15 protein-coding genes and 1 tRNA gene are annotated in these 21,472 nt (G+C 38.0%); 3 read left to right on the top strand and 13 right to left on the bottom strand.

The window, feature by feature from the left end; genetic code table 11:
* Positions 1-102: 102 nt before the first annotated feature.
* The gene (locus NW213_RS03660) at positions 103-612 is read right to left on the bottom strand and encodes a nitroreductase family protein (protein ID WP_235339728.1); all 510 of its coding nucleotides are present in this window, start codon (positions 610-612) and stop codon (positions 103-105) included.
* A 53-nt stretch (positions 613-665) separates the two neighbouring features.
* Complete coding sequence (locus NW213_RS03655; protein ID WP_258321871.1) at positions 666-1,325, bottom strand: DUF2490 domain-containing protein; 660 nt, start codon at positions 1,323-1,325, stop codon at positions 666-668.
* 112 nt (positions 1,326-1,437) lie between these two features.
* On the opposite strand from NW213_RS03655, the gene NW213_RS03650 reads away from it, so the two are divergent.
* On the top strand, positions 1,438-2,091 hold the full coding sequence (locus NW213_RS03650) for an HAD family hydrolase (RefSeq protein ID WP_258321870.1): 654 nt from the start codon (positions 1,438-1,440) through the stop codon (positions 2,089-2,091).
* A 159-nt stretch (positions 2,092-2,250) separates the two neighbouring features.
* On the opposite strand, the gene NW213_RS03645 is transcribed toward NW213_RS03650, so the two are convergent.
* The 4 genes from NW213_RS03645 to NW213_RS03630 all read right to left on the bottom strand — a co-directional run bounded on the left by NW213_RS03645 (position 2,251) and on the right by NW213_RS03630 (position 7,083).
* Entirely contained in the window at positions 2,251-4,434 is a 2,184-nt protein-coding gene (locus NW213_RS03645; RefSeq protein ID WP_375338103.1) for a glutamine synthetase III, read from the bottom strand.
* A gap of 101 nt (positions 4,435-4,535) precedes the next feature.
* Positions 4,536-5,840, bottom strand: coding sequence for an ammonium transporter (locus NW213_RS03640; RefSeq protein WP_154043360.1), 1,305 nt, complete (start codon positions 5,838-5,840; stop codon positions 4,536-4,538).
* 115 nt (positions 5,841-5,955) lie between these two features.
* Positions 5,956-6,312, bottom strand: a complete 357-nt coding sequence (locus tag NW213_RS03635) for a P-II family nitrogen regulator (RefSeq protein ID WP_154043244.1) — start codon at positions 6,310-6,312, stop codon at positions 5,956-5,958.
* Positions 6,313-6,378: 66 nt separating this feature from the next.
* Positions 6,379-7,083, bottom strand: coding sequence for a hypothetical protein (locus tag NW213_RS03630; protein ID WP_375338106.1), 705 nt, complete (start codon positions 7,081-7,083; stop codon positions 6,379-6,381).
* Between the two features lie 399 nt (positions 7,084-7,482).
* Between NW213_RS03630 and NW213_RS03625 the strand changes: the two genes are divergently transcribed.
* Entirely contained in the window at positions 7,483-8,055 is a 573-nt protein-coding gene (locus NW213_RS03625; protein ID WP_258321869.1) for a superoxide dismutase, read from the top strand.
* A gap of 75 nt (positions 8,056-8,130) precedes the next feature.
* Here NW213_RS03625 and NW213_RS03620 read toward each other — a convergent pair whose 3' ends face one another.
* The gene (locus NW213_RS03620; RefSeq protein WP_204390571.1) at positions 8,131-8,955 is read right to left on the bottom strand and encodes a hypothetical protein; all 825 of its coding nucleotides are present in this window, start codon (positions 8,953-8,955) and stop codon (positions 8,131-8,133) included.
* A 265-nt stretch (positions 8,956-9,220) separates the two neighbouring features.
* Here NW213_RS03620 and NW213_RS03615 point away from each other — a divergent pair.
* Positions 9,221-9,293, top strand: a tRNA-Lys gene (locus NW213_RS03615).
* A 556-nt stretch (positions 9,294-9,849) separates the two neighbouring features.
* Here NW213_RS03615 and NW213_RS03605 read toward each other — a convergent pair.
* The 6 genes from NW213_RS03605 to NW213_RS03580 all read right to left on the bottom strand — a co-directional run bounded on the left by NW213_RS03605 (position 9,850) and on the right by NW213_RS03580 (position 21,472).
* A complete protein-coding gene (locus NW213_RS03605) occupies positions 9,850-11,307 on the bottom strand; it encodes a glycoside hydrolase family 125 protein (protein WP_204390570.1) in 1,458 nt (485 codons plus the stop codon).
* 74 nt (positions 11,308-11,381) lie between these two features.
* The gene (locus tag NW213_RS03600; RefSeq protein ID WP_204390569.1) at positions 11,382-13,670 is read right to left on the bottom strand and encodes a GH92 family glycosyl hydrolase; all 2,289 of its coding nucleotides are present in this window, start codon (positions 13,668-13,670) and stop codon (positions 11,382-11,384) included.
* A gap of 94 nt (positions 13,671-13,764) precedes the next feature.
* Entirely contained in the window at positions 13,765-16,272 is a 2,508-nt protein-coding gene (locus NW213_RS03595) for a glutaminase domain-containing protein (protein ID WP_258321868.1), read from the bottom strand.
* A gap of 37 nt (positions 16,273-16,309) precedes the next feature.
* The gene (locus NW213_RS03590) at positions 16,310-18,481 is read right to left on the bottom strand and encodes a hypothetical protein (protein ID WP_258321867.1); all 2,172 of its coding nucleotides are present in this window, start codon (positions 18,479-18,481) and stop codon (positions 16,310-16,312) included.
* Between the two features lie 89 nt (positions 18,482-18,570).
* Positions 18,571-19,386 carry a DUF3823 domain-containing protein gene (locus tag NW213_RS03585; protein ID WP_258321866.1) on the bottom strand — a complete coding sequence of 272 codons (816 nt, stop codon included), beginning with the start codon at positions 19,384-19,386 and terminating at the stop codon, positions 18,571-18,573.
* A gap of 28 nt (positions 19,387-19,414) precedes the next feature.
* Positions 19,415-21,472, bottom strand: coding sequence for a RagB/SusD family nutrient uptake outer membrane protein (locus NW213_RS03580; protein ID WP_258321865.1), 2,058 nt, complete (start codon positions 21,470-21,472; stop codon positions 19,415-19,417).

Raw genomic sequence — 21,472 nt, 5'->3', positions numbered from 1 at the left:
GAGTTGACAAGGTTCTCCATCCGAATGAATTGAGAATCTACGGAGTCAGCCAACAGTCAGCTAAGCTAAAACCTGGTCAACTTGTAACTGAAACCTTGTCAACTATAAATAAGTACAGATTTCATCCATATCCTTTCTTTTCTTCTCCGGTATTTCAGTATCAGGTGTATAACCCACAGGAATTAGAGCAACCGGCTCCATCTCCTCAGGCAATGACATCAACTGATGGCAGAGTGCAGCATCGAAATTACATACCCAGCAAGTACCTAGCCCCTGTTCCGCAGCAGCAAGACACAGATGCTCGATAGCTATTGCCAGATCAATATCTGCATGATCCTTATTGTCCGAACGACGATGCCATGACTCATCATGTTTGGCACATGCCACAATAATACATGGAGCAGACATTATCCATTCACGCTTGTAAGTTGACTTTATATCATTCAGCTTATCTTTATCCGTTACAATATAGAATTTCCACGGCTGAAAGTTCACAGCTGACGGAGCCATACGAACACATTCCATGATATAATCTATCTTCTCTTTCTCAATCTGACGTTCTTCGTATGAACGTACAGAATAACGCTTATTTACCAAATCAAGAAAACTCATAAATTAAAGTATTATTTTAGTTGTTAGTTTGATACTAAATGTTTTTTAATCTATCACAAATTGATTATAAACTCCACACCGGCAATATTGGTCTTTGTGGAAATATCATCCTGCCTGCAATAAAAAACCGATAATGAATACATATCAGTAAGATTCATCCTTAATCCCGGCATATAGCGGATTCTTTCAGCTTTGAAAGCATCATTATTCTCCAAATCATTGAAGGTCTCAATTGAAAAATACGGGACCAATATAGTTGATGGTATATTATAGTCAAACATCAGTCTGGAACGAATTATCATCTCATCATCGCCTAAAGCGAATGTATGTTGAAACCTCTCCCTCCAGCGGATTCTGAAATCGCCCTTCTTCCAGAATGCTTCCGAGCCCAGATGATACCTGTAGGCATTGAAGTTACCCTTCGAAGCACTGTTCCTGCGATGATAGGCAAAGACACCTTTCAGTTCCCATTTAGGCAGAACCTTGTAACCCAATCCGGCATTTATAAAAAATCTCTCAAAAGCACTGAAATTATCCCTTGACCTGACTTGCACTTTCGACATAAGTCTAAGATTCTTATTAAACTTATGATTTACAGCTACAGATGTCCATGAACTCCAGTCAGCCCCGTCCTGCGCCATCAATGGAAAATTTCCCAATGCAAGAAGCCCACAAATTACCAACAATAATATACCCGACCTATGTGTTTTCATAATTTTATAACTTTTTACAGTCACAAAGATATAACAAATCAAACGATTTAACTAAGTTTGCAGTCGATTTATAAACTATAGGATAATCAAACAAAAAGAAAATTCTTTATTCATGAAACTTGTAATATTCGATTTAGACGGCACATTACTGAACACAATAGCCGACCTGGCTGCGGCTACCAACTATGCACTTGAGCAATATGGACTTCCTACACATAATGAAGAGGAATATAAGTTTTTCGTAGGAAACGGAATAAACAAGCTATTCGAACGTGCATTGCCGGAAGATAAGAAAAACGATGAATATGTTATGAAAATACGCTCTGAGTTTGTGCCTTATTACGATGCGCACAATTCAGATCTGAGCAAACCTTATCCTGGAATGAACTGTCTTCTGGCAGATCTGCAGAAAAACAACATACAGATAGCAGTAGCTTCAAATAAATATCAGGCAGCAGCCGTAAAGCTGGTAAGACAGTATTTTCCTGACATAAACTTCTGCGAAATACTCGGGCAGCGTGATGGAGTTCCATCAAAACCGGACCCAACAATAGTAAATGAGATATCAGAACATGCAGGCATATGCAAAGAAGAAATCGTGTACGTTGGCGATTCATGCGTTGACATGGAAACTGGTAAAAATGCAGGAGTAAAAACTGTTGGAGTAAGCTGGGGATTCCGTCCTAGAACAGAACTTGAAGCATACCAACCGGATTTCATTGCCGATGATGCGAATGAGTTGAAAAGTTTCTTATTGGAACAATAAATAAAACAGTAAAGGAGATAAAGAAGTTAAAGGAGATAAAGCTCAACACTTTATCTCCTTTAATACTTTTATATATCATAACAACAGAGCCGATACACCATCACGGCGTACCGGCTCTTTCTCTGAATTAAACAACCAATAAATAGAGAATCGTATATGTTATCGTATGAACAATAACTCACGATACTTAGGTAAAGTCCACATCTGGTCATCGACAATCAGTTCCAACTTATCTATATGATAACGGATAAGTTCAAGCATTGGAGCGATGTTATCGTGATAAGCTATGGCTTTCTCGCGTTCGGAAGTAATCTTATTAGCCACCTTACGAGCCTCTACCATAGAGTCAACGTGTTCTTTTATATATGCAGTGCGTTCTGAAATTTCCTTAATGATAGCCACATTTCCAGCAGACAGTCTTTCTGCTTCTTCAGCTGGGAACAAACTTTTCATCTTGAATACATTATCAATAAGTTTTGTCTGATAGCTGATAGCTACAGGCACTACATGATTCATAACCAAGTCTCCCAGAACACGTGCCTCAATTTGAATTTTCTTGGTATAAGTCTCCCATTTTACCTCATTGCGTGCTTCAAGTTCCTTACGTGTCATTACGCCTGTTGACTCAAACATCGCTACACTTTCAGGTTTCAGATAGTTATCGAAGATAACCGGACAGCTGGTTTCGCAGTCCAATCCACGCTTGAGAGCTTCTTCTTTCCATTCGTCACTGTAACCATTACCGTCGAAACGGATAGGTTTACTTTCTTTTATGTATTTACGCAATACCTGTAACAAAGCAGAAACTTTCGGTTCGCCTTTTTCAATCAGGTCATCCACTTCTTTCTTGAATATGACAAGCTGTTCTGCAACTGCTGTATTCAATGCAATCATGGCACTTGCACAGTTGGCTTCAGAACCTACTGCACGGAATTCAAATCTGTTTCCGGTAAACGCGAAAGGTGAAGTACGGTTACGGTCTGTATTATCTATCAACAGTTCAGGAATCTGAGGTATGTCAAGTTTCATTCCTTGCTTTCCTCCCAATGATACTAAATCTTCATTGGCATTTTCCTCTATATGGTCAAGAACTTTGCTTAACTGTGAGCCAAGGAAAGAAGAAATGATTGCTGGAGGTGCCTCGTTTGCTCCCAGACGATGAGCGTTAGTAGCACTCATGATAGAAGCCTTAAGCAGTCCGTTATGTCTGTAAACAGCCATCAATGTATTGACTACGAATGTAACGAAACGCAAGTTTTCTTCTGTTGTCTTTCCTGGAGCCATCAGTAGAACGCCGGTATCAGTTCCTAAAGACCAGTTGTTATGCTTACCGGAACCATTAACACCCTTAAAAGGTTTTTCGTGAAGCAACACTCTGAAACCATGTGCACGTGCCACTTTACGCATAAGTGACATAACCAGCATATTATGGTCAACAGCCAGATTACATTCCTCATATATCGGAGCAAGCTCAAACTGGTTAGGAGCAACTTCATTATGACGTGTCTTTACAGGAATACCAAGTTCTAGTGCCTGTATCTCCAAATCCTTCATAAATGCTGCGACTCTGGTAGGAATTGCTCCGAAATAATGGTCTTCAAGCTGCTGGTTTTTAGAAGCCTCATGTCCCATAAGTGTACGTCCTGTAAGTAACAAGTCCGGACGAGCTGCATACAAACCTTCGTCAACAAGGAAATACTCCTGTTCCCAACCAAGGAATGCCGTCACCTTTTTCACGTTTGTGTCAAAATACTTGCAAACAGCTACGGCAGCCTTATCAACGGCGCTAAGAGCCTTAAGCAAAGGAGCTTTATAGTCAAGCGACTCTCCTGTATATGCAATGAATACAGTAGGAATACACAATGTATCGTCAACTACAAAAACCGGTGATGAAGGGTCCCATGCGCTATATCCACGAGCCTCGAATGTATTTCTTATACCTCCGTTTGGAAAAGATGACGCATCAGGTTCCTGCTGTACAAGAAGTTTACCGGAGAATTCTTCCATCATGCCACCTTTACCATCATGTTCCACAAACGCATCATGCTTCTCGGCTGTTCCTTCCGTCAGAGGCTGGAACCAGTGTGTATAATGTGTTGCACCAAGTTCGCTAGCCCAACGTTTCATACCTGCCGCCACTTCGTCTGCGGTCTGTCTGTCAAGTGCCGCTCCATGATCCATCGCATCTACCAACTTAGCATAGACCGTGCTTGGAAGATACTTGAACATTTTCTCCCTGTTGAATACGTATTTGCCAAAATACTCACTCGGACGGCAGCTCGGAACGCTTACCTCCATAGGCTTTGTCTGGAAAGCCTTTTCCACTACATTAAAACGAATCATATTTATTTAGTTGTTAGGTTATTCAATGAATAATTAATAATTAAAAAAGAATTGATGTCTTCTTCACTATTAATTATTCATTGTTCATTATTAATTATAAATTATCTGTTGTATGCCGATTCACCATGTTCATAGATATCAAGTCCTTCTTCTTCCACGCGCTTGTCAACACGCAAGCCAACTGTCGCGTCAGCAATCTTGAACAGGATAAAAGTAACTACCGCACTATATACAATGGAAACTACCGTAGCCACAATCTGTATCCACAACTGATGCCAGTCTCCATACAAAGCACCCTGCACGCCGTCCTCTCCAGAAATAAAACGCGTAGCAAACACACCTGTCAGAACAGAACCAATTATACCACCAACTCCATGCACACCAAAAGCGTCGAGGGCATCATCGTATTTAAACTTAGGCTTTACAGCGGCAACCATGAAAAAGCATACCACGGAAGTAATGATACCGATACACAATGCACCTAGCAAATCAACTGTACCGGCTGCGGGAGTGATAGCCACAAGTCCGGCCACAGCTCCTGTACACGAACCTATGATAGTAGGTTTCTTATTGCAAAACCAATCTATCACCATCCAGGTTATGGCAGCTGCGGCTGTGGCAATATGCGTCACCATAAAAGCGTTCGCCGCCAGTCCGTCGGCCGCCAGCCCACTTCCGGCATTGAATCCGAACCATCCTAACCACAAGAAAGAAGTTCCCATAAAAACGAAAGTCACGTTGTGTGGCGTAATGGGGTGTCCTACCCTATAATCCATTCGCTTGCCAAGCATGATAGCCATAACCAATGCGGAAATTCCGGCGTTAATATGCACGACCGTACCTCCGGCAAAGTCGATAGCACCCATTTCCTGCAGGAATCCTCCACCCCACACCCAATGGGCCATAGGGAAATAAGCTACAATCACCCACAAAGTAATAAACAATACATATCCGGAAAACTTTATACGCTCGGCAAAAGCACCGAGTATCAATGCCGGCGTAATAATTGCGAACATGCATTGAAACATCGCAAAAAGCAGTTCGGGAATATCGCCTGCTGTAAGGGTGCCGATGCTGATGCCGTGAAGGAAAGCCTTGTCGAAGCCTCCTATTATACACGCCAGCGGATTGCCTGTTTCGGCAAAACTGGTATCGAACGCCCAACTATAGCCGAACGCCACCCACAAAATACTGACTACACCAACAATAAACAGCGTCTGCATGATGACACTCAACACATTTTTCCGTCGAACCAGACCGCCATAAAATAAAGCGATACCGGGAATACTCATAAACAACACCAATATTGAGGCAACCAACAGCCAAGCCGTATTGCCGGAATTCAAAACCGGCTCGGTTACAACAGTTTCTTCACTCGCACACACATCAGGCACCCAACAAAACATAATCAGAAGCATTACGGCATACCGCAACATACGCATGCCGCCTTTTATATATTTGTCCATAATTTATCTCGTTTATTTAGTTATTTTATTATATATTAAGGAATGACGAACAAGGTTATTTCTCCTGTTCCGCATTATAGAGTGCGATGTCTCCACGTTCCCCGGTACGAATGCGAATCGCATCTTCCACCGGAATTACGAAAATACGACCATCGCCTATCTCGCCTGTATGTGCGGCTTTCATTATGGCTTCAACAGTTTTTTCCACATTCTTGTTTCTCACAACAATAGATATCAAAATGCGCTCTATGGAACTTGTATCATATACTACACCTCGATATATGCGTCCCTCGCGTGTCTTCCCGACTCCTCTCACATCGTAATAAGAAAACCATTCTATATCGGCTTTCAGAAGAGCCTCCTTTACATCGTCGAACTTCGTCCGGCGAATAATAGCTTCAATCTTTTTCATAATCTCATTCGTTATTGTATTTGTATATTGTATGTATATTGTATTTGTATATGCTATACCCGGATATCAGAAACTTATTCCGGCTACGAAGTATGCGCCTTTTGTTGTAGGATTCCAGATAGCCTGTGCCCAAAGCGGAAGAGAAAAACTGTCTGTTATCTTTATCTCTTTTGATGCCTGAAGACTTATGGCAGAAACTTTAAAACCGTTGGAATAACCATTATAGAAATCATTAGCCCAAGGAGTGGCTCCAATCTCTGCTGTCCAATCAATGCCTCCCAATGAGAAAGGTGCCGAAACAGAAAAATATGAAGCATATGCATCTTTACCATCTTCGTTTACACCTACCGAACCAGCAAAATTAGTAAACCAATTGACCGCTACAGGTCCGAAATCGTAACCCAAGGCAACTTCAAATGTATGAGCATCCTTATAATCGGAATAACGTGCAGGCGAATCCGCACTTGTAAACCAATAGTCGGTCACTCCGACACTAAAACCACCATACTCATATCCCAGTGTCAAATCAAGTTCTTTAGTATCTGTGCCTTCAAAACCTACAGAACCCCAGGCCGACAAAGAGAAACCTTTGTAAGAAAGTCCTGCTCCCGGCTGAATGCTTACACCACCCAGATCCTGACCACGCCAGATGTAACCACTGACCAAGTCAGCTCCTACCGACGCTTCAACCTTGTCCTGCGCCTTAACACCCGATGCTGATGCCAATCCAATAATAGCAAAAAGCAACATCATTTTTCTACCTTTAATCATTTTCATATCTCTTTACCTTTTTAAAATGAACTTTTGTCTTATTTAAACCAATATCCATGGATTATTGCTATCTATTAGAAAGTATTAAAGTTATATTTATATCTTTATGTCTTTCTTTACTGCAAAAGTACAGCTTTTTGAAAGAAAAAATTCAATTTACCTATACTTTGTGTAAATCAAAATACATATATAACAATCCCAAAGAAAATAAGATATTTTTAATTACAGTTTTTAATTATTATCCACTTCATTTTTACTATTTAATACATCGCTAAAATGTAAGAGAAAAATATATACCGGATTTATGCCATACAACATATAAATAACTTCTTCTTTTGACAACATATAATACTAAAGTTTATAACTTTGCAATATAATGATTTTAAAAACATTTTTACTATGATTCACGAAATGCCAAAGCTTCCCTACGACATGGAAGCATTAGCTCCTAAAATGAGCAAAGAAACTTTCGATTACCACTATGGCAAGCACCTGCAAACCTATGTAAACAACCTGAACAAACTTATAGCAGGTACACAATTCGAGAACATGAACCTGGAAGACATCATCCGTAACGCCCAAGGACCAACATTCAACAATGCTGCACAGACATGGAACCATACATTTTTCTTCATGTCGCTCACACCTGAGCAAAAGGAAATTCCATCAACACTGTCCGACAAGATAAACTCCACATTTGGTTCCATAGAAAAATTCAAAGAAGAATTTACCAAATCAGCATTAGGTGTATTCGGCTCAGGATGGACTTGGCTAGTAAAAGACAATGAAAACAATCTGAAAATAATGAATACTGCCAATGCCGGCAACCCTATCACCGAAGGTTTTACACCACTTATGGTTATAGACGTTTGGGAACACGCCTACTACATTGACTACAGAAATAACCGTGCAGCTTTTATTGATGCTTTCTGGTCGCTTGTCAACTGGAATAAAGTGGCAGAAAGATTATAAACTTCCAATACCCATAAAAAACGCTTCGATGTTTTACAAAGCATTCTTATCTAAAACATCGAAGCGTTTTTATTTTTACTCTATCACAGTTTCAGCTATCTTCTTATTAAGGAACTGCATCTTTAAATTAGCCTCTTTCTGTTCCTTTCTTATTTTTTCCATCGAAGCCAATACCTGAGCCAGTTTGCTAACCTCTACTATTGCCTTGATGTCCGGCGAGTACATAACAGTTCTGTAAGTTCTATCACCAATAAATTCAAGCTTCAATGACTTGGCATCCTTATTCGCTATTATAAACCCAACGACACCACCGTCTGCACCAACCTTATAATCTGCCTTTTCAATCTTTCGTCCCAAGTCCGAAGTGACATACATATCTGGCGATTCAGGTGTTTGAGCAAAAGCATCAGCAGAACTAACCTTTACAGATGTATGATTTAAAGAACCGCCTGCACAATAAATGGAAGTGAGTGACATTTCTCCCTTTTCACTTACACAAGCCCTCAAAAATGTTCTTCCTATATTTTTTTCAACAACTTGCGACGGATAAAAGTAATTTCCTATTTCCTGATATGCCGTATCTTTTTCAAGTACAAATGCAACTTTCATGGAATCCAAAACAGCCTGCTTTACCGCCATCATACTGTCAAGATATTCTAGGGATGTTTTCTGTTCTTCCAATTCAACCTGCTGCATAAGTCTTACAGCTTTCTTGCGGACTTCAAACACTTTAGGATATAAATTCCTTATACTATCTATCTGAAGTTTAGCCTCACTATAATTAGCCGACTTAAAAGACTCCTCTGCTCTATTGAACAGCTCTGTGGCTTTTTTTTCTTCCTGCCCACATGAAGCAAGAAATAAAATCATAAATGGAACAAGAAATTTTCTGACTTTCATATATACATTATTATATTATAATAGTACGACAAAAATACATAATATTACATCAAACATATCTATGTTATACGAAAAAAAATAATTTTTGCTCCCGGTTATGTAGAGTTTATCACACAACCCATTTAATTTTATCATTTTTTTCATCCTGATTTACAGGACTTTTTAAAATTTCATTATAAAAAAATCATTCAAATATTTTGCAGTTTCAAAAATAAGTCATACCTTTGCACTCGCAATCGGGAAATAACGATAGCAAAACAGGATTGATTCGCTAGCTCAGCAGGTAGAGCACAACACTTTTAATGTTGGGGTCTTGGGTTCGAGCCCCAAGCGGATCACTCAAAAAGAATACCGCTGATAACTAATCGTTATCGGCGGTTTCTTTTTTATCAATACTGAAAATTGGAACAGAATACGGAGTTCGGATGAAACCGCCAAAATATTGTGCACACGTTCAACTTTAAACGTGCGCACATTCAATACAAAACGTGCGCACGTTTTAGATAAAATGTGCGCACGTTTTTTTCGGACTATTAGAAAGGTGGAAATTCATACAACAGCGGTCACACTGTCAATTCTATATATTTCCATTTGTTTACACCTCAAATATCTTACGATTCAGCCCAAGTAGTTCTTTTTTCCTTTTATTGTCATTTGTTTTGCAAGCCAGTTTGCAGGCATTCATAACCATATTCCAATATATTGATTGATACCATATTGCTGCCGTACCATTCTATCTGTCCTTAGCTTCTGTATAAGATGTGTTCGTTTTATAGATATACTTGTTCCTGTCAATAGAATCATTGTTTTTATGTAAACAACAAATCATAAACATTATAGCAGTAAAACGCATCAATATTTTTACCTACACCTTATTATTCAATAAGATACAGACTACTTTATACTATTCAAAAGCTTCAATTTACCTTCATCAACCATTTTTATTATAAGTTCTCCAAAAAGAGAATTTTGCCAAGCAAACCATGCTCTAGTGAAATTAGATGCATCGTCCTTATGAAAAGATTCATGAATGAAACCTGTTCCGGCGTCAGTATTCATAAGCATTTCTATACAATCTTTTATTTCATCATCATCTGTACTAGTAAAAGCTTTCATCATTATACTCATAGGCCATACCATGTCATAACCTATATGAGGACCTCCAATACCTTCTCCTGCCTTACCTTTAAAAAAGTACGGATTATCCTCACTCCAAACAAAACGGCGTGTATTCTGATAAATTGGATCATCAAGCTTTACATCTCCTAAATAAGGCATTGCCAAAAGACTTGGAACATTGGCATCATCCATAAGCATATGATTACCAAAGCCATCAACCTCAAAAGCATATATTTTACCATATTTAGGATGATTATAAATAGCGTATTTATTTAATGCTTCTTCTACCTCATTGGCCAAAACCTTACATTTTTTAGACAAAATCTTTTCATCGTTTACCTTATCCAGTATCTCTGCAGCCTTACGAAGTGATGAAACAGCAAAGAAATTTGAAGGTACAAGAAACTGGAAAGTAGTTGCATCGTCTGAAGGTCTAAATGATGACGCTATAAGGCCTATTGGCTTAACAGGATTACCAAGGCCATTATTTGTCATTGTATCCAATGCTCTTTCTGTTTTACGCTGAAATTTATATGAGCCTTTTCCATCTGTTCTTTGCTGATCTCTGAATGTCTCAATAATCTTCTCCACAGCGCTTAACCATTTATCACCAAATACACTCGTATCACCTGTGATTTTCCAATAATGATAGGCCAAACGAATTGGATAGCATAAAGAATCAATCTCCCATTTTCTTTCATGTACATCAGGACACATATCAGTATTGTCACTCATCCATTCCCCACCTGTAGGACCATCATTAAATGCATTGGCATAAGGGTCAATACATATACATTCCATCTGCCTGTTTATAACTCCGGCTATAAGCTCTTTCAGTTTTGGATCTTCATTTGCAAATTGGACATAAGGCCACACTTGTGCACCAGAATCCCTTAACCACATTGCATGTATGTCACCTGTATATACAAAGGTATCAGGTCTGCCATCATCAAAATATCTAAAATGAACTGTTGTATCTAGAGTATTTGGAAAACAATTAGTAAACATCCAAGCAAGTTTGGTATTTGCCAAAAGTTTCTGCATTTGCTTTATCTTATTCTCTATAACCTGCGACGTAAAAAGTCTTTGACCGACTTCGGGACGGTTATCCTTATATATAGCATCATTTAAACATACATATCCTGATGATACAGTTTCAAAAGCAGATGTATCAGCAATAGCATAACCTCCTAAACTTAACAAAAATGAAGTTATAAATACTTTGTGTTTCATGATCTTATTTTTACTTCTAAATTACATTATATCTTACAAATATACAATAAAGAATAAACATCTTTATTAAAATCTTATTTTTCTAAACTCTTAGAGAAAGAATATGGGGCGTCTTCTATATCTATACCTCTAAGTTTATTAGGAGTTTCACTCATTTTAAATTCAAGCATAGCACCTTCTTGCAGTTGCTCATGAGTAACGTAATTATGATTATATTCATTTCCATCAATATATAACTTCTGTACATATTTTGAGGAATGAGTATTTTCTGGAGCAGATATCGTTACAGTTTTACCATTCTCCAAATGTAATTTTATTGAACGGAATAGTGGAGAACCTAAAACATATTGGTTTGAACCAGGACAAACCGGATAGAAGCCCATTGCAGAGAATACATACCAAGCAGAAGTCTGACCATTATCTTCGTCTCCACAATATCCATCTGGATTTGCATTATACATTCTATCCATAACCTCACGTACCCAATATTGAGATTTCCATGGCTGCGCTGAATAATTATAAAGATATATCATGTGTTGTATAGGCTGATTACCATGTGCATAATTTCCCATATTCATTATCTGCATTTCACGTATTTCATGAATAACGCTACCATAATAGCTATCATCAAAGACAGGAGGTAAAATAAATACGGAATCCAGCATTTCATTGAATGCATCTTTTCCTCCCATAAGATCAATCAAGCCTTGAGGGTCATGGAAAACAGACCAGGTATAATGCCAACTGTTTCCTTCGGTAAACGCATCTCCCCATTTCAAAGGATTAAAAGGAGTTTGAAACTTACCATCCTCATTTTTTCCACGCATAAGTTTATGTTCTTTATCAAACAAATTTCTATAATTCAATGCTCTTTTTGCAAATGGTTCCAATTCTTTCTTTGATTTTCCTAAAGACAACCCTAACTGATAAATACACCAATCATCATAAGAATACTCTAATGTGCGGGCTGCATTTTCATTAATCCCGACATTATAAGGGACATATCCTAATTTATTATAGTATTCATATCCCAAACGTCCTGTAGAAGGAACATCCGGATGAACATTTACAGCACCATGCTTAACGGCTTCCCACAAAGTTTCTATATCATATCCACGTAGGCCTTTTATCCATGCATCAGAAACTACAGAAGCTGAATTATTTCCTACCATGCAGCCACGATGTCCTGGACTTGCCCACTCAGGCAAGAAACCACTCTCTTTATATGCATTAACAAGACCTTCCTGAATTTTTAAATTCATCGAAGGATACATAAGGTTAAGAAAAGGGAACAAACAACGGAAAGTATCCCAAAAGCCAGTATCAGTAAACATATAGCCTGGTAGCACCTTACCATTGTAAGGACTATAATGCACTATGTCACCTTTTGAATCAATCTCATAGAAACTTCTTGGGAACAATACCGAACGATAAAGACATGAATAGAAAGTACGTAGTTTGTCTATATTATTATCTTTCACCTCAATACGACCCAATACTTTATTCCATTCTTCCTTGGCATCTTGAGAAACCTGTTCCAAGGTACGGTTTCCAATCTCTCTCAGGTTCAACTCAGCCTGTTCAAAACTGATAAACGATGATGCCACTTTTACATTAACATGCTCTCCGCGGACAGTTTCAAATCCAATAATTCCACCTGCATGATTGGTTGTCTGCTCTGTATTCTGGGTATCAATCACTCCATCCTTAACCGTAGCAACATAGCTGAAAGGCTTGTCAAACTTTAAAACAAAATAGTTTTTAAAATTCTCTGGCACCCCTCCACTATTTTTAGTAGTATAGCCTATAATCTTATTTTCGGATGGAATTACCTTGATATACGAACCATTATCAAAAGCATCTATAACTACATAAGAATCTTTTGATTCAGGAAACGTGAAACGAAATATTGCAGCACGTTCCGTAGGAGAAAACTCCGCCGTTACATCATGATCAGCCAAATATACTTTATAATAATATGGAGTAGCAATTTCTGCTTTATGAGAAAACCAACTTGCACGTTCATCCTGATTAAAGACAACAGCACCGGTAACCGGCATAATTGAAAATTGTCCATAATCATTAATCCACGGACTAGGCTGATGAGTCTGTTTGAATCCCCTTATTTTATCTGAATCATAAGTATAAGCCCAGCCATCGCCCATTACACCTGTCTGTGGCGACCAGAAGTTCATTCCCCAAGGTAATGCAACCGCCGGATAAGTATTACCCGTAGAAAGTGAATGCTTAGACTTTGTTCCAACAAGAGTATTTACATAATCAACAGGAGTAAGACTCTCCCCCAACACAATCAAACTATTTAACGCAAGAACAGTCGTAAAAAATATTTGTTTAATTCCCATGATAATATTAAATGTTAAAAATATTAGAAATAAAAAGCATTCTTCCTGTCCATATAACTTCTGAACAGGAAGAACTGCTTATATTTTACTCAAATCAGTTGTTATCTTTCGTTTTGCCAAGCAGTCTGTTCTCAAGCATTCTCATATAGTATCCACCTACCACTGAACGAGCTTTAAAACCTCTATAATTTGGTTTATCAGTAAATACCCAGTCAGACATAGGAACTCTGTCTATGGTTTCGTTCATAAACTTATACATAGGTGTTATGAACTTGCGGAAGGTGGACTGATCATTAGATAAAGCTGCTGTCCACATAACCCAGTCTGTCTTGGTATAAGTTTCACGACTGTCAAGTGGCAAGCCATACACATTCATTTTATTCAGATAATAAGCGACTTCTGTTTCGGCTATTTGAGGATTGAAGATTCCAAGCTTCAATATTTTATCCCATACCAGATTGTACTTCTGGCTCCACGTTCCAGATTTGTCAAAAGTAAGCTTATAATGGTCACCATCATTAGCCATTTTTTCCCACTCGCCAGCCATCTCGCGTGCTTTTGCCATATAATGTTTTGCAATATCATTTTTACCAAGCATTTCAGCCAAACGTCCATAAGAAGCAATACCCAAAATAGCCTTAATAGACAGATTTGCATTATGAGCAAAGTGTCCGGCAAAATCATCAGTACAAAGTTGATTCTCAGGGTCCAGACCTTTTTCTACCAAATAATCAGTCCAAGTAGTCAATACATCCCAGTGTTTAGCTGCATAATCAGCATTTCCTTCTACAGCAGCTATTGCTGCAGCTACAATAAGCATATTTCCGCTCTCTTCTACAGGCATGTCACCGCCATATACCTGACCGTTGGCCAAAGGATAAGTTCCCAAATCATGAGCCGCAAAAGGTTTTTGATGTTTTCCGCTTTCACTATAATAAAAAATGCCATTCATCATACCCTTCATCAAGTCCGGATTATAAATAAGGAATAATGGTGCAGACGGATAAGTCAAGTCAACAGTATTTATACATCCGTTACTGTTATTTTCTTTTGAAAGCCACAACAAATCACCATTCGGTGCTTCAACAAGTTTATGAGCAGCAATTGACTGACGGTAAGCTAATGCACAAAGTTCAGCATACTCTTTTCCTCCTACATTTGCTGCTTCTTCAATCAACTCTTTATCAAAAGCGTAACAACGTGAAATCAGTTTATCATAATCTCTGAAAGCGGTCAGGAACTCAGATTCAATTTTTTTATCACCTTTTTTATTCCAATAAGGGCGAAGATTGGTATTAAAATACTGTATAGAGTAAATATCATCATATCCAATCATAATCTTGTCTGCCACTTCCTTTACCTTTCCATAATCACGTACCAAAGCCATATTAGCCATATTGCCTTCACCTAAAGCACTAGTCTGAGCAAAAGTACCGTCTGCAAAACTCTGTCGTAAAGCGTCTGTATTTCCAATATTATATATTGTATTTTTCTTGTCACCAACAAGATAGAAATAGCCCCAATCTATACGCAAGTCATCACCGGATTTTGCAAGAATATTTTGCTCCTTACTGCCACTCTTAATAAAAATCAGTCCGTCCTGTTCATATACGTTGCTTACAGAAGGTTGGTGAGGCTGGTCCAAAGCCCAACGAGGCGATGCTTCAAAATATATATCTATATCATGTTCTTTCCCATCTAAAGAAGTAACATTATATGTAATATAATTTACAGGACGGCTCACTAATGATAAATCTTCCAAAAACAATGGTGCTGCAAATGATAGCTTTAAGTCCACAACATTGCCACAATTAAAAGAATAATGAGTCTGAGTAGCTTGCACATCAACAGAAGTCTGAACAGCAGTCTGAGCAAACGAAGTCTTAAGATCTTTAGGAATAAGTAATCCGAAATCCAACAATCCATTACCAACCGGATTTACACATTCTGCAGCAATAATATTTAATCCAGGTTTCAACGCCGATTTTGCTTCTTCCGACAATTTTATCTGTTTATTCTTATAACATGTAGAACCTGTACTATGAACTTTTACTCCATTTATATAGAAAACAGCATCATCATCATTCGAAAATTCCAAATATACAGGATAGTCATCAAGGTCACGTTCTATGTTTACTGAACGACGTACCCAAATATTTTTTGTTCCCCATTGTGTCTTGGCTGTAGGTTCATACTCCATAGTACCGAATGCACCTTTATCAACTTTCCAGCTAGAATCATTGAAGTTCTCTGAAGTCCAATCCCCTTTTGGCCTTTCAGTGGTATAACGACCACTCCAATCTCCCTGCAAGGAAGTTGGTACAACAGGTATCATCTCTTTATCTTCTGTTCCCATAAATCTATATGATACACCATCTACCTTGATTACTCCGACAAAAGGAAAACTTTTGCCTGTCCAGTGACATACAGGGCTATCATATAAATTATCGCTCATTGACCATGCACTGGTATAAGGATCTATTGTTACCAACGGATAGGCAGGAGCACGTAAATCATTTTTTACAATCTCATAATTAGCTTTTTCAGTGCTGCACGAAATGAAAAATGGAGCAAGCAAAGCTGACAATAAAATTTTTTTCATAAATATTTTTATAAAGCAAAGAATTAAATATTAAAAATCACCATTCAAATGTCACATTGACTCCGTCAGGATTATTCTCGAACGCAATCAAATAAGTACTGCTTTGCTTGTCCCAATTTTGCAAATCGATTTTTTCCTTACCATCAATCTTTACACTTTTTGGACATGCAGGCAGCAGGACACGAGATATATTCGATGTTTCGGAAGGAGATTTTGCTACGTACGAATAATATCTTTTACCACGCTCTTCATTCTCCTCACGACTTGCAGATGCCAATACTTGAGGAAACTTTTTATTATCTATTCGATTTACATCGAGCAAAAAAGCTTGTTCTCCAGGATTTACCTTCTTATTGGTTATAACCGGTAAACTAGGATCAAAAAGATCTATCAAACAGCCTTTTACGACATAAGAATCATTACTTACGCTTTCATCAAGAACAGCTACCAAATCGTATGCCCCACGTTCCAGATAAAAATTATTCTTAAACTCAAGTTCTCCAGCCTTAGCATTCTGTCGGTACATACGTGAAAGCAATTTCAGGAATTCCTTATCGCCGTTTTTGTTTAATATATAATCTTTAGGATCTGTACGTAAAACACATACCGTACCTTTTCCACAACGATACTCACCCTGGGCAGAATCCGGAATATCTAGTAACTCAAATAAATGAGCTGACGGAGTTGCATATTTCTTTTCACCTGTATTCCACCATTCTCTAACGCTTTGGAAAGGATCCTTATCTGTTCCACTATATATCAAAATGCCACCATCTTTTACCCATTGAGCCAAATATCTGTGTGCTTCCGGTTCCAATGGTTTCATATTCGAATAAGTCATCAATAATATCTTAGTATCAGCCAAAGTTTCTTTATACCCCAAATTCTCAATATGAGCTGTTTTTACAGGAACTCCACGTTTCAGTAAAGGCAATGCCAGGCCATAAAAATTAGCCAACTGAGGATCTTCATATCCATCATGCGTAGGGAAACGCTGGAACATGAGAGAATTTGACATCAATACACTAATTCCGTGGCTGCCATTCAATTTATTCTCAGACAAAGGCATTTTATTCAGAGTATTTATCATGACCTGCATTTGAGTAGAATAAAACCGTGGAATACGTTCTTTTTTGTCACTGTTCGCACTAGTGCGATAAAGTCCTTCATAGATTCGTTCCGGCCAAGGCATTACTTCAAAATCAGCGATATTAGGATATAACAGCTGAGCTGTAAAAGTAGCCTGATAATTTTTCTTATAATCAGCCCAGTCACGAGGCCAATCCTCAATAGGGTCAGTCAAAAAAAACATTTTACGCCCCGTAGGTGCTGTCATCGACTCCATAGAGCCATATTCCAGATAAGCGTTTTCAAAAACACGTTCACGCTTAATACCATCAAAATAATTTGGTTCACGTGATGTTCCAGTCCATACCTGAGCTATGTAGCCATCCACACATGGCAATGAAGCCAAACTAGCCTCAGGACTTACAATCTGCCATTGCGAATAATTCACCAAAGAATGGGTAGGTACATAACATTTTACATCCATTCCCTTGCTTTTACCATATTCCTTAGCATAAGTAAAGACTTCATTAAGAGCTCTGTAGTACAAATGGTATTTCAGTTTATTTGCTAGATAAGTATTCTCTGGAGATTCATGTTGAGGTCTCCAGTCGAACCCATAATACTCTTTCCATTCTTTCTTGAAAGCATCACTATATCCAGCTCTTGCCCAAAATTCAGGTTCTTCCATAAAAATAGCATCAATTCCGGCATCAATAACTCTTTTCACATGTTTTTCCTTCATGTACTTCAGAAAGTTATTTGATGGAACTATATATGGAACCAAATGTCCATGCCAAATTGTATCCCCCGCCATTGTAACCTGACCTTCGTCAAGATGAGATTTTCCATCCCATGCTCCAGTAAAATAGTCTTGATATTCCCCCCAGGCAATACCTGTCATAAAATGTACGGTATAACCTTTTTCTCTCCATGACCGTACTCTGTCTTCAAATGAAAGTTTTTTAGAATTATCAGATGGATTACCGCCTACCCCATATACCATAACAGCGTCAGCGCGATTGTCTATTGTTGCCTTCCATTCTCTTGAAGTTTGAAAAGTTGTTTTAACATTCTTGTTTGTCTGAGCCATAACTGGAATACTCATGGCAAGAATGCTTATTAGAAAATAATTGCGTTTCATAATTAAAAATTATTTTTCAGGTATTAAATCCAATAAATTTATCGGCAAGAAGATATATTATAAGACTATATTTTCTTGCCGACAAAAAATTATGGTATAAGAACCTCTACAGGTTCACTATAATTCCAACGACGAGTTCCACTACCAACAGGAGTGTCATAATTTATACGAGCTGCAGCACGAATAAATACTTTTCTTCCTGAAGGGATATTACCAATTGAACTTATTTGAACAGGTTGACCTAAAAGTTCATTAAATGCATCCCCAGAATACTCTATCTTATTCGACCAGCGATCATCACGGGCACGATATCCAACCGTACTTGAATAACTTACAAACAGTTGTATATCTGTAACATTTAAATATTCATCTTTCCAATTACCCATTGGCTCAATTTTTTCACGAAATATTTCATTCGCAACTCCTCGTGTAACCTTAACCTTTGCACTTATTACACCATTACTAACTTGCGGATCGCCCACAAACTCTACATTAAGAAAAGGCTGTACCTCAAATTTCACTTTAGTAGTACCACTTATCCTTGTATTTTGAGAACCATCGAATAATAATGTACCATCAGTATTTTCACGCACTAACGGAATAAAAGGACCATCGATACGAATATTATAATCACCTTCAAAAATTTTTGTATTGCGGAAAGTACCGTCAAGCATACAATAGAAATCAGGGTTATGCTGAACATTTTCTCCCCAACTTAACTCAGTAAGGCGTACTCTTATTCCTTCACTTCCTTGATCTGTAAGAACTCTTTTACCTGTTGCCTCATCAACGACCTCTCCCCAAATTGTTTCACTTGGTTCATCATAATTATCCATCTCAAACATTTGGCACGATGTCATAAGAAATACTGCACAAAGCAAGCTGTAAAATTTTATTTTTTTCATATCGTTTACTTTTTTATGATTTTATTTTTTATCTATTAGGTTGCTGATCTATTACAAGACTCTTAGAAACCTCACCACTAGGTATTTCAAAATAATAATCCAAAGGAGTATATCCAAATGTTTTTTCACTTACATATTGGAAACGAACATCAAAGAACCATTTTTTATCCTTAGTTGAATAAAACGGATAAATACCACGGAAACGATAGTTAACGTTATTACTGAAAAGGTTCTTATCACGCTGAATACCCCAAAAACCATCTCTACCTTCATCATGATTTACACGCCAACGACGCAAATCCCATTTGGTCTTATTTTCAAACGCCAATTCTTTTCTACGCTCTTTACGAACGATATCACGGCTCTCATTTGATGCAGTTAAATTTCCATTAAGAGGTTCCGCACCGGCACGTTCACGAATATCCTTTATAGCTTGAGTAGCTACAGCCAACATATCTGTACCGTCAGGTGATGGAACACCAGCCAAAGATAGTTCTACAGCTGCTTCTGCCGCATTAAGCAGAACTTCGGCATATCTCATCAGGACAAATGGCTGCGCACTATTACCTTCACGAGGTTCAAATGACGGATCAGGATTAAGCCATTTACGCAATAATAAACCTGTTAGAGCAGAACCACCTTCATCATAAAATGGACCATTAAATCCAGAAGCAGTCATTGTTGTTCCGTCCTCCAGTTGTACTATTTCCTGGCTACCTTCAGGCTTTGGACTTAACCAAAGTGTCTTTGGAGTATCCTTATAAGCTGACAAATGTTGATATTTTGTTGTTCCTGTTGCATAAGAATAGTCATCGAAAAGAGGTTTAATTGGAGTATTACCTGTATAAACTCCTGCATAAATTTCTATAGTCTGACCTTTAAAAACATCACCAGGGAAAATAACATAAGCACGTAAACGTGGTTCGGCATTCTTAAAATAATCCATTGGCTTATCATACATAATATAATTGCCATCTGCATTAGAATTACCATCAGTAACCTTCAGTGTACCGTCAGCATAATGTTCAAAGCCATCAAACAACTCTACAAAATCTGCAGTCGGACAAGTTCCACAGTTTAATGGAGCCTTAAATGTACGTGGCAAATTATATGAGTCAAAAGCGTGTGTACTAGTTGGATATGAATATTCTTTCACATAGATATTTTCCGGATTATCAAGATCTGAGAACATATCAACCATATTCTGATATTGTGCTTCAGGATCATTTGCAAGCCATTTCTTCTTATATAGTTCATATCCACCGTCTTTTATAACTTCTGAAGCGGCTTTGTAAGCTTCTGTAAAATATTTCTTCGACGCTTCTTGCCAACGGTCCTCAGCAAAACCAATAACACGTACACCGGTCTTCGCACCCAGACCTGTAAGTCTACCACTTACAGTTTCATTATACTTAGCAACGCAACCTGCATACAACATTGCTTCTGACTTAAATGCCAATGCAACATACCTGTTACTGTATCCGCTTTTAGGACTTGTAGGCATCATTAGTTCTATTGCTGTATCATAATCAGACAATATCTGGTTCCATGTTTCTTCTTCGCTAGCTCTAGGAACTTCGAGATTATCATTTCCAGGATACTGCAATACTTTTGTAACCAATGGTACTCCACCAAACCTACGAGCCATTGCATAAAAAACAGTAGCTCGTACATAATAAGCTTCTCCCAGATAATGATTGTAAGTAACACTAGCGAAAGAATCTTTGTACTTAGGAAGATTCTCAATCAAATAATTTGCATCGCGTATCAATTCAAATGCCTTTCCCCAATATGGATTATCTTCACCTGTAAAGGATTTACAAATACCATCTCGGTTCAAAGCTTCACCGGTACCATCAATACCTACCGCATTTAACCATCCATTAAAATTTATACCCCATTGACCTAAATACTTGAAATCCTCCCATGGCATATTACTATACATACGAGCCATGTATATATCCATACCGGACTCATTGGATATCAAAGATTCAGAAGTAATAATATTTTTAGGATCAATATCTAAATCCAAGCACGAAGTAGCAAGTGTCAAACACAATGCTGCGGATATCAATTTATGTTTCAT

Origin of the sequence: Bacteroides sp. ET336 (assembly GCF_024733815.1) — a bacterium.
Classification (GTDB): domain Bacteria; phylum Bacteroidota; class Bacteroidia; order Bacteroidales; family Bacteroidaceae; genus Phocaeicola; species Phocaeicola cellulolyticus.
The sequence above is the reverse complement of the archived record's forward strand: the minus strand, read 5'-3'. Positions and strand labels throughout refer to the sequence as shown.

Excerpts from the sequence above, each read along its gene's own strand:
- NW213_RS03650 (WP_258321870.1), top strand. The coding sequence starts at position 1,438 with ATGAAACTTGTAATATTCGATTTAGACGGCACATTACTGAACACAATA.
- NW213_RS03660 (WP_235339728.1), bottom strand. The coding sequence starts at position 612 with ATGAGTTTTCTTGATTTGGTAAATAAGCGTTATTCTGTACGTTCATAC.
- NW213_RS03595 (WP_258321868.1), bottom strand. The coding sequence starts at position 16,272 with ATGAAAAAAATTTTATTGTCAGCTTTGCTTGCTCCATTTTTCATTTCG.
- NW213_RS03580 (WP_258321865.1), bottom strand. The coding sequence starts at position 21,472 with ATGAAACATAAATTGATATCCGCAGCATTGTGTTTGACACTTGCTACT.
- NW213_RS03645 (WP_375338103.1), bottom strand. The coding sequence starts at position 4,434 with ATGATTCGTTTTAATGTAGTGGAAAAGGCTTTCCAGACAAAGCCTATG.
- NW213_RS03600 (WP_204390569.1), bottom strand. The coding sequence starts at position 13,670 with ATGGGAATTAAACAAATATTTTTTACGACTGTTCTTGCGTTAAATAGT.
- NW213_RS03630 (WP_375338106.1), bottom strand. The coding sequence starts at position 7,083 with ATGATTAAAGGTAGAAAAATGATGTTGCTTTTTGCTATTATTGGATTG.
- NW213_RS03655 (WP_258321871.1), bottom strand. The coding sequence starts at position 1,325 with ATGAAAACACATAGGTCGGGTATATTATTGTTGGTAATTTGTGGGCTT.
- NW213_RS03585 (WP_258321866.1), bottom strand. The coding sequence starts at position 19,386 with ATGAAAAAAATAAAATTTTACAGCTTGCTTTGTGCAGTATTTCTTATG.
- NW213_RS03635 (WP_154043244.1), bottom strand. The coding sequence starts at position 6,312 with ATGAAAAAGATTGAAGCTATTATTCGCCGGACGAAGTTCGACGATGTA.
- NW213_RS03590 (WP_258321867.1), bottom strand. The coding sequence starts at position 18,481 with ATGAAACGCAATTATTTTCTAATAAGCATTCTTGCCATGAGTATTCCA.
- NW213_RS03625 (WP_258321869.1), top strand. The coding sequence starts at position 7,483 with ATGATTCACGAAATGCCAAAGCTTCCCTACGACATGGAAGCATTAGCT.
- NW213_RS03605 (WP_204390570.1), bottom strand. The coding sequence starts at position 11,307 with ATGAAACACAAAGTATTTATAACTTCATTTTTGTTAAGTTTAGGAGGT.
- NW213_RS03620 (WP_204390571.1), bottom strand. The coding sequence starts at position 8,955 with ATGAAAGTCAGAAAATTTCTTGTTCCATTTATGATTTTATTTCTTGCT.
- NW213_RS03640 (WP_154043360.1), bottom strand. The coding sequence starts at position 5,840 with ATGTTTTGTTGGGTGCCTGATGTGTGTGCGAGTGAAGAAACTGTTGTA.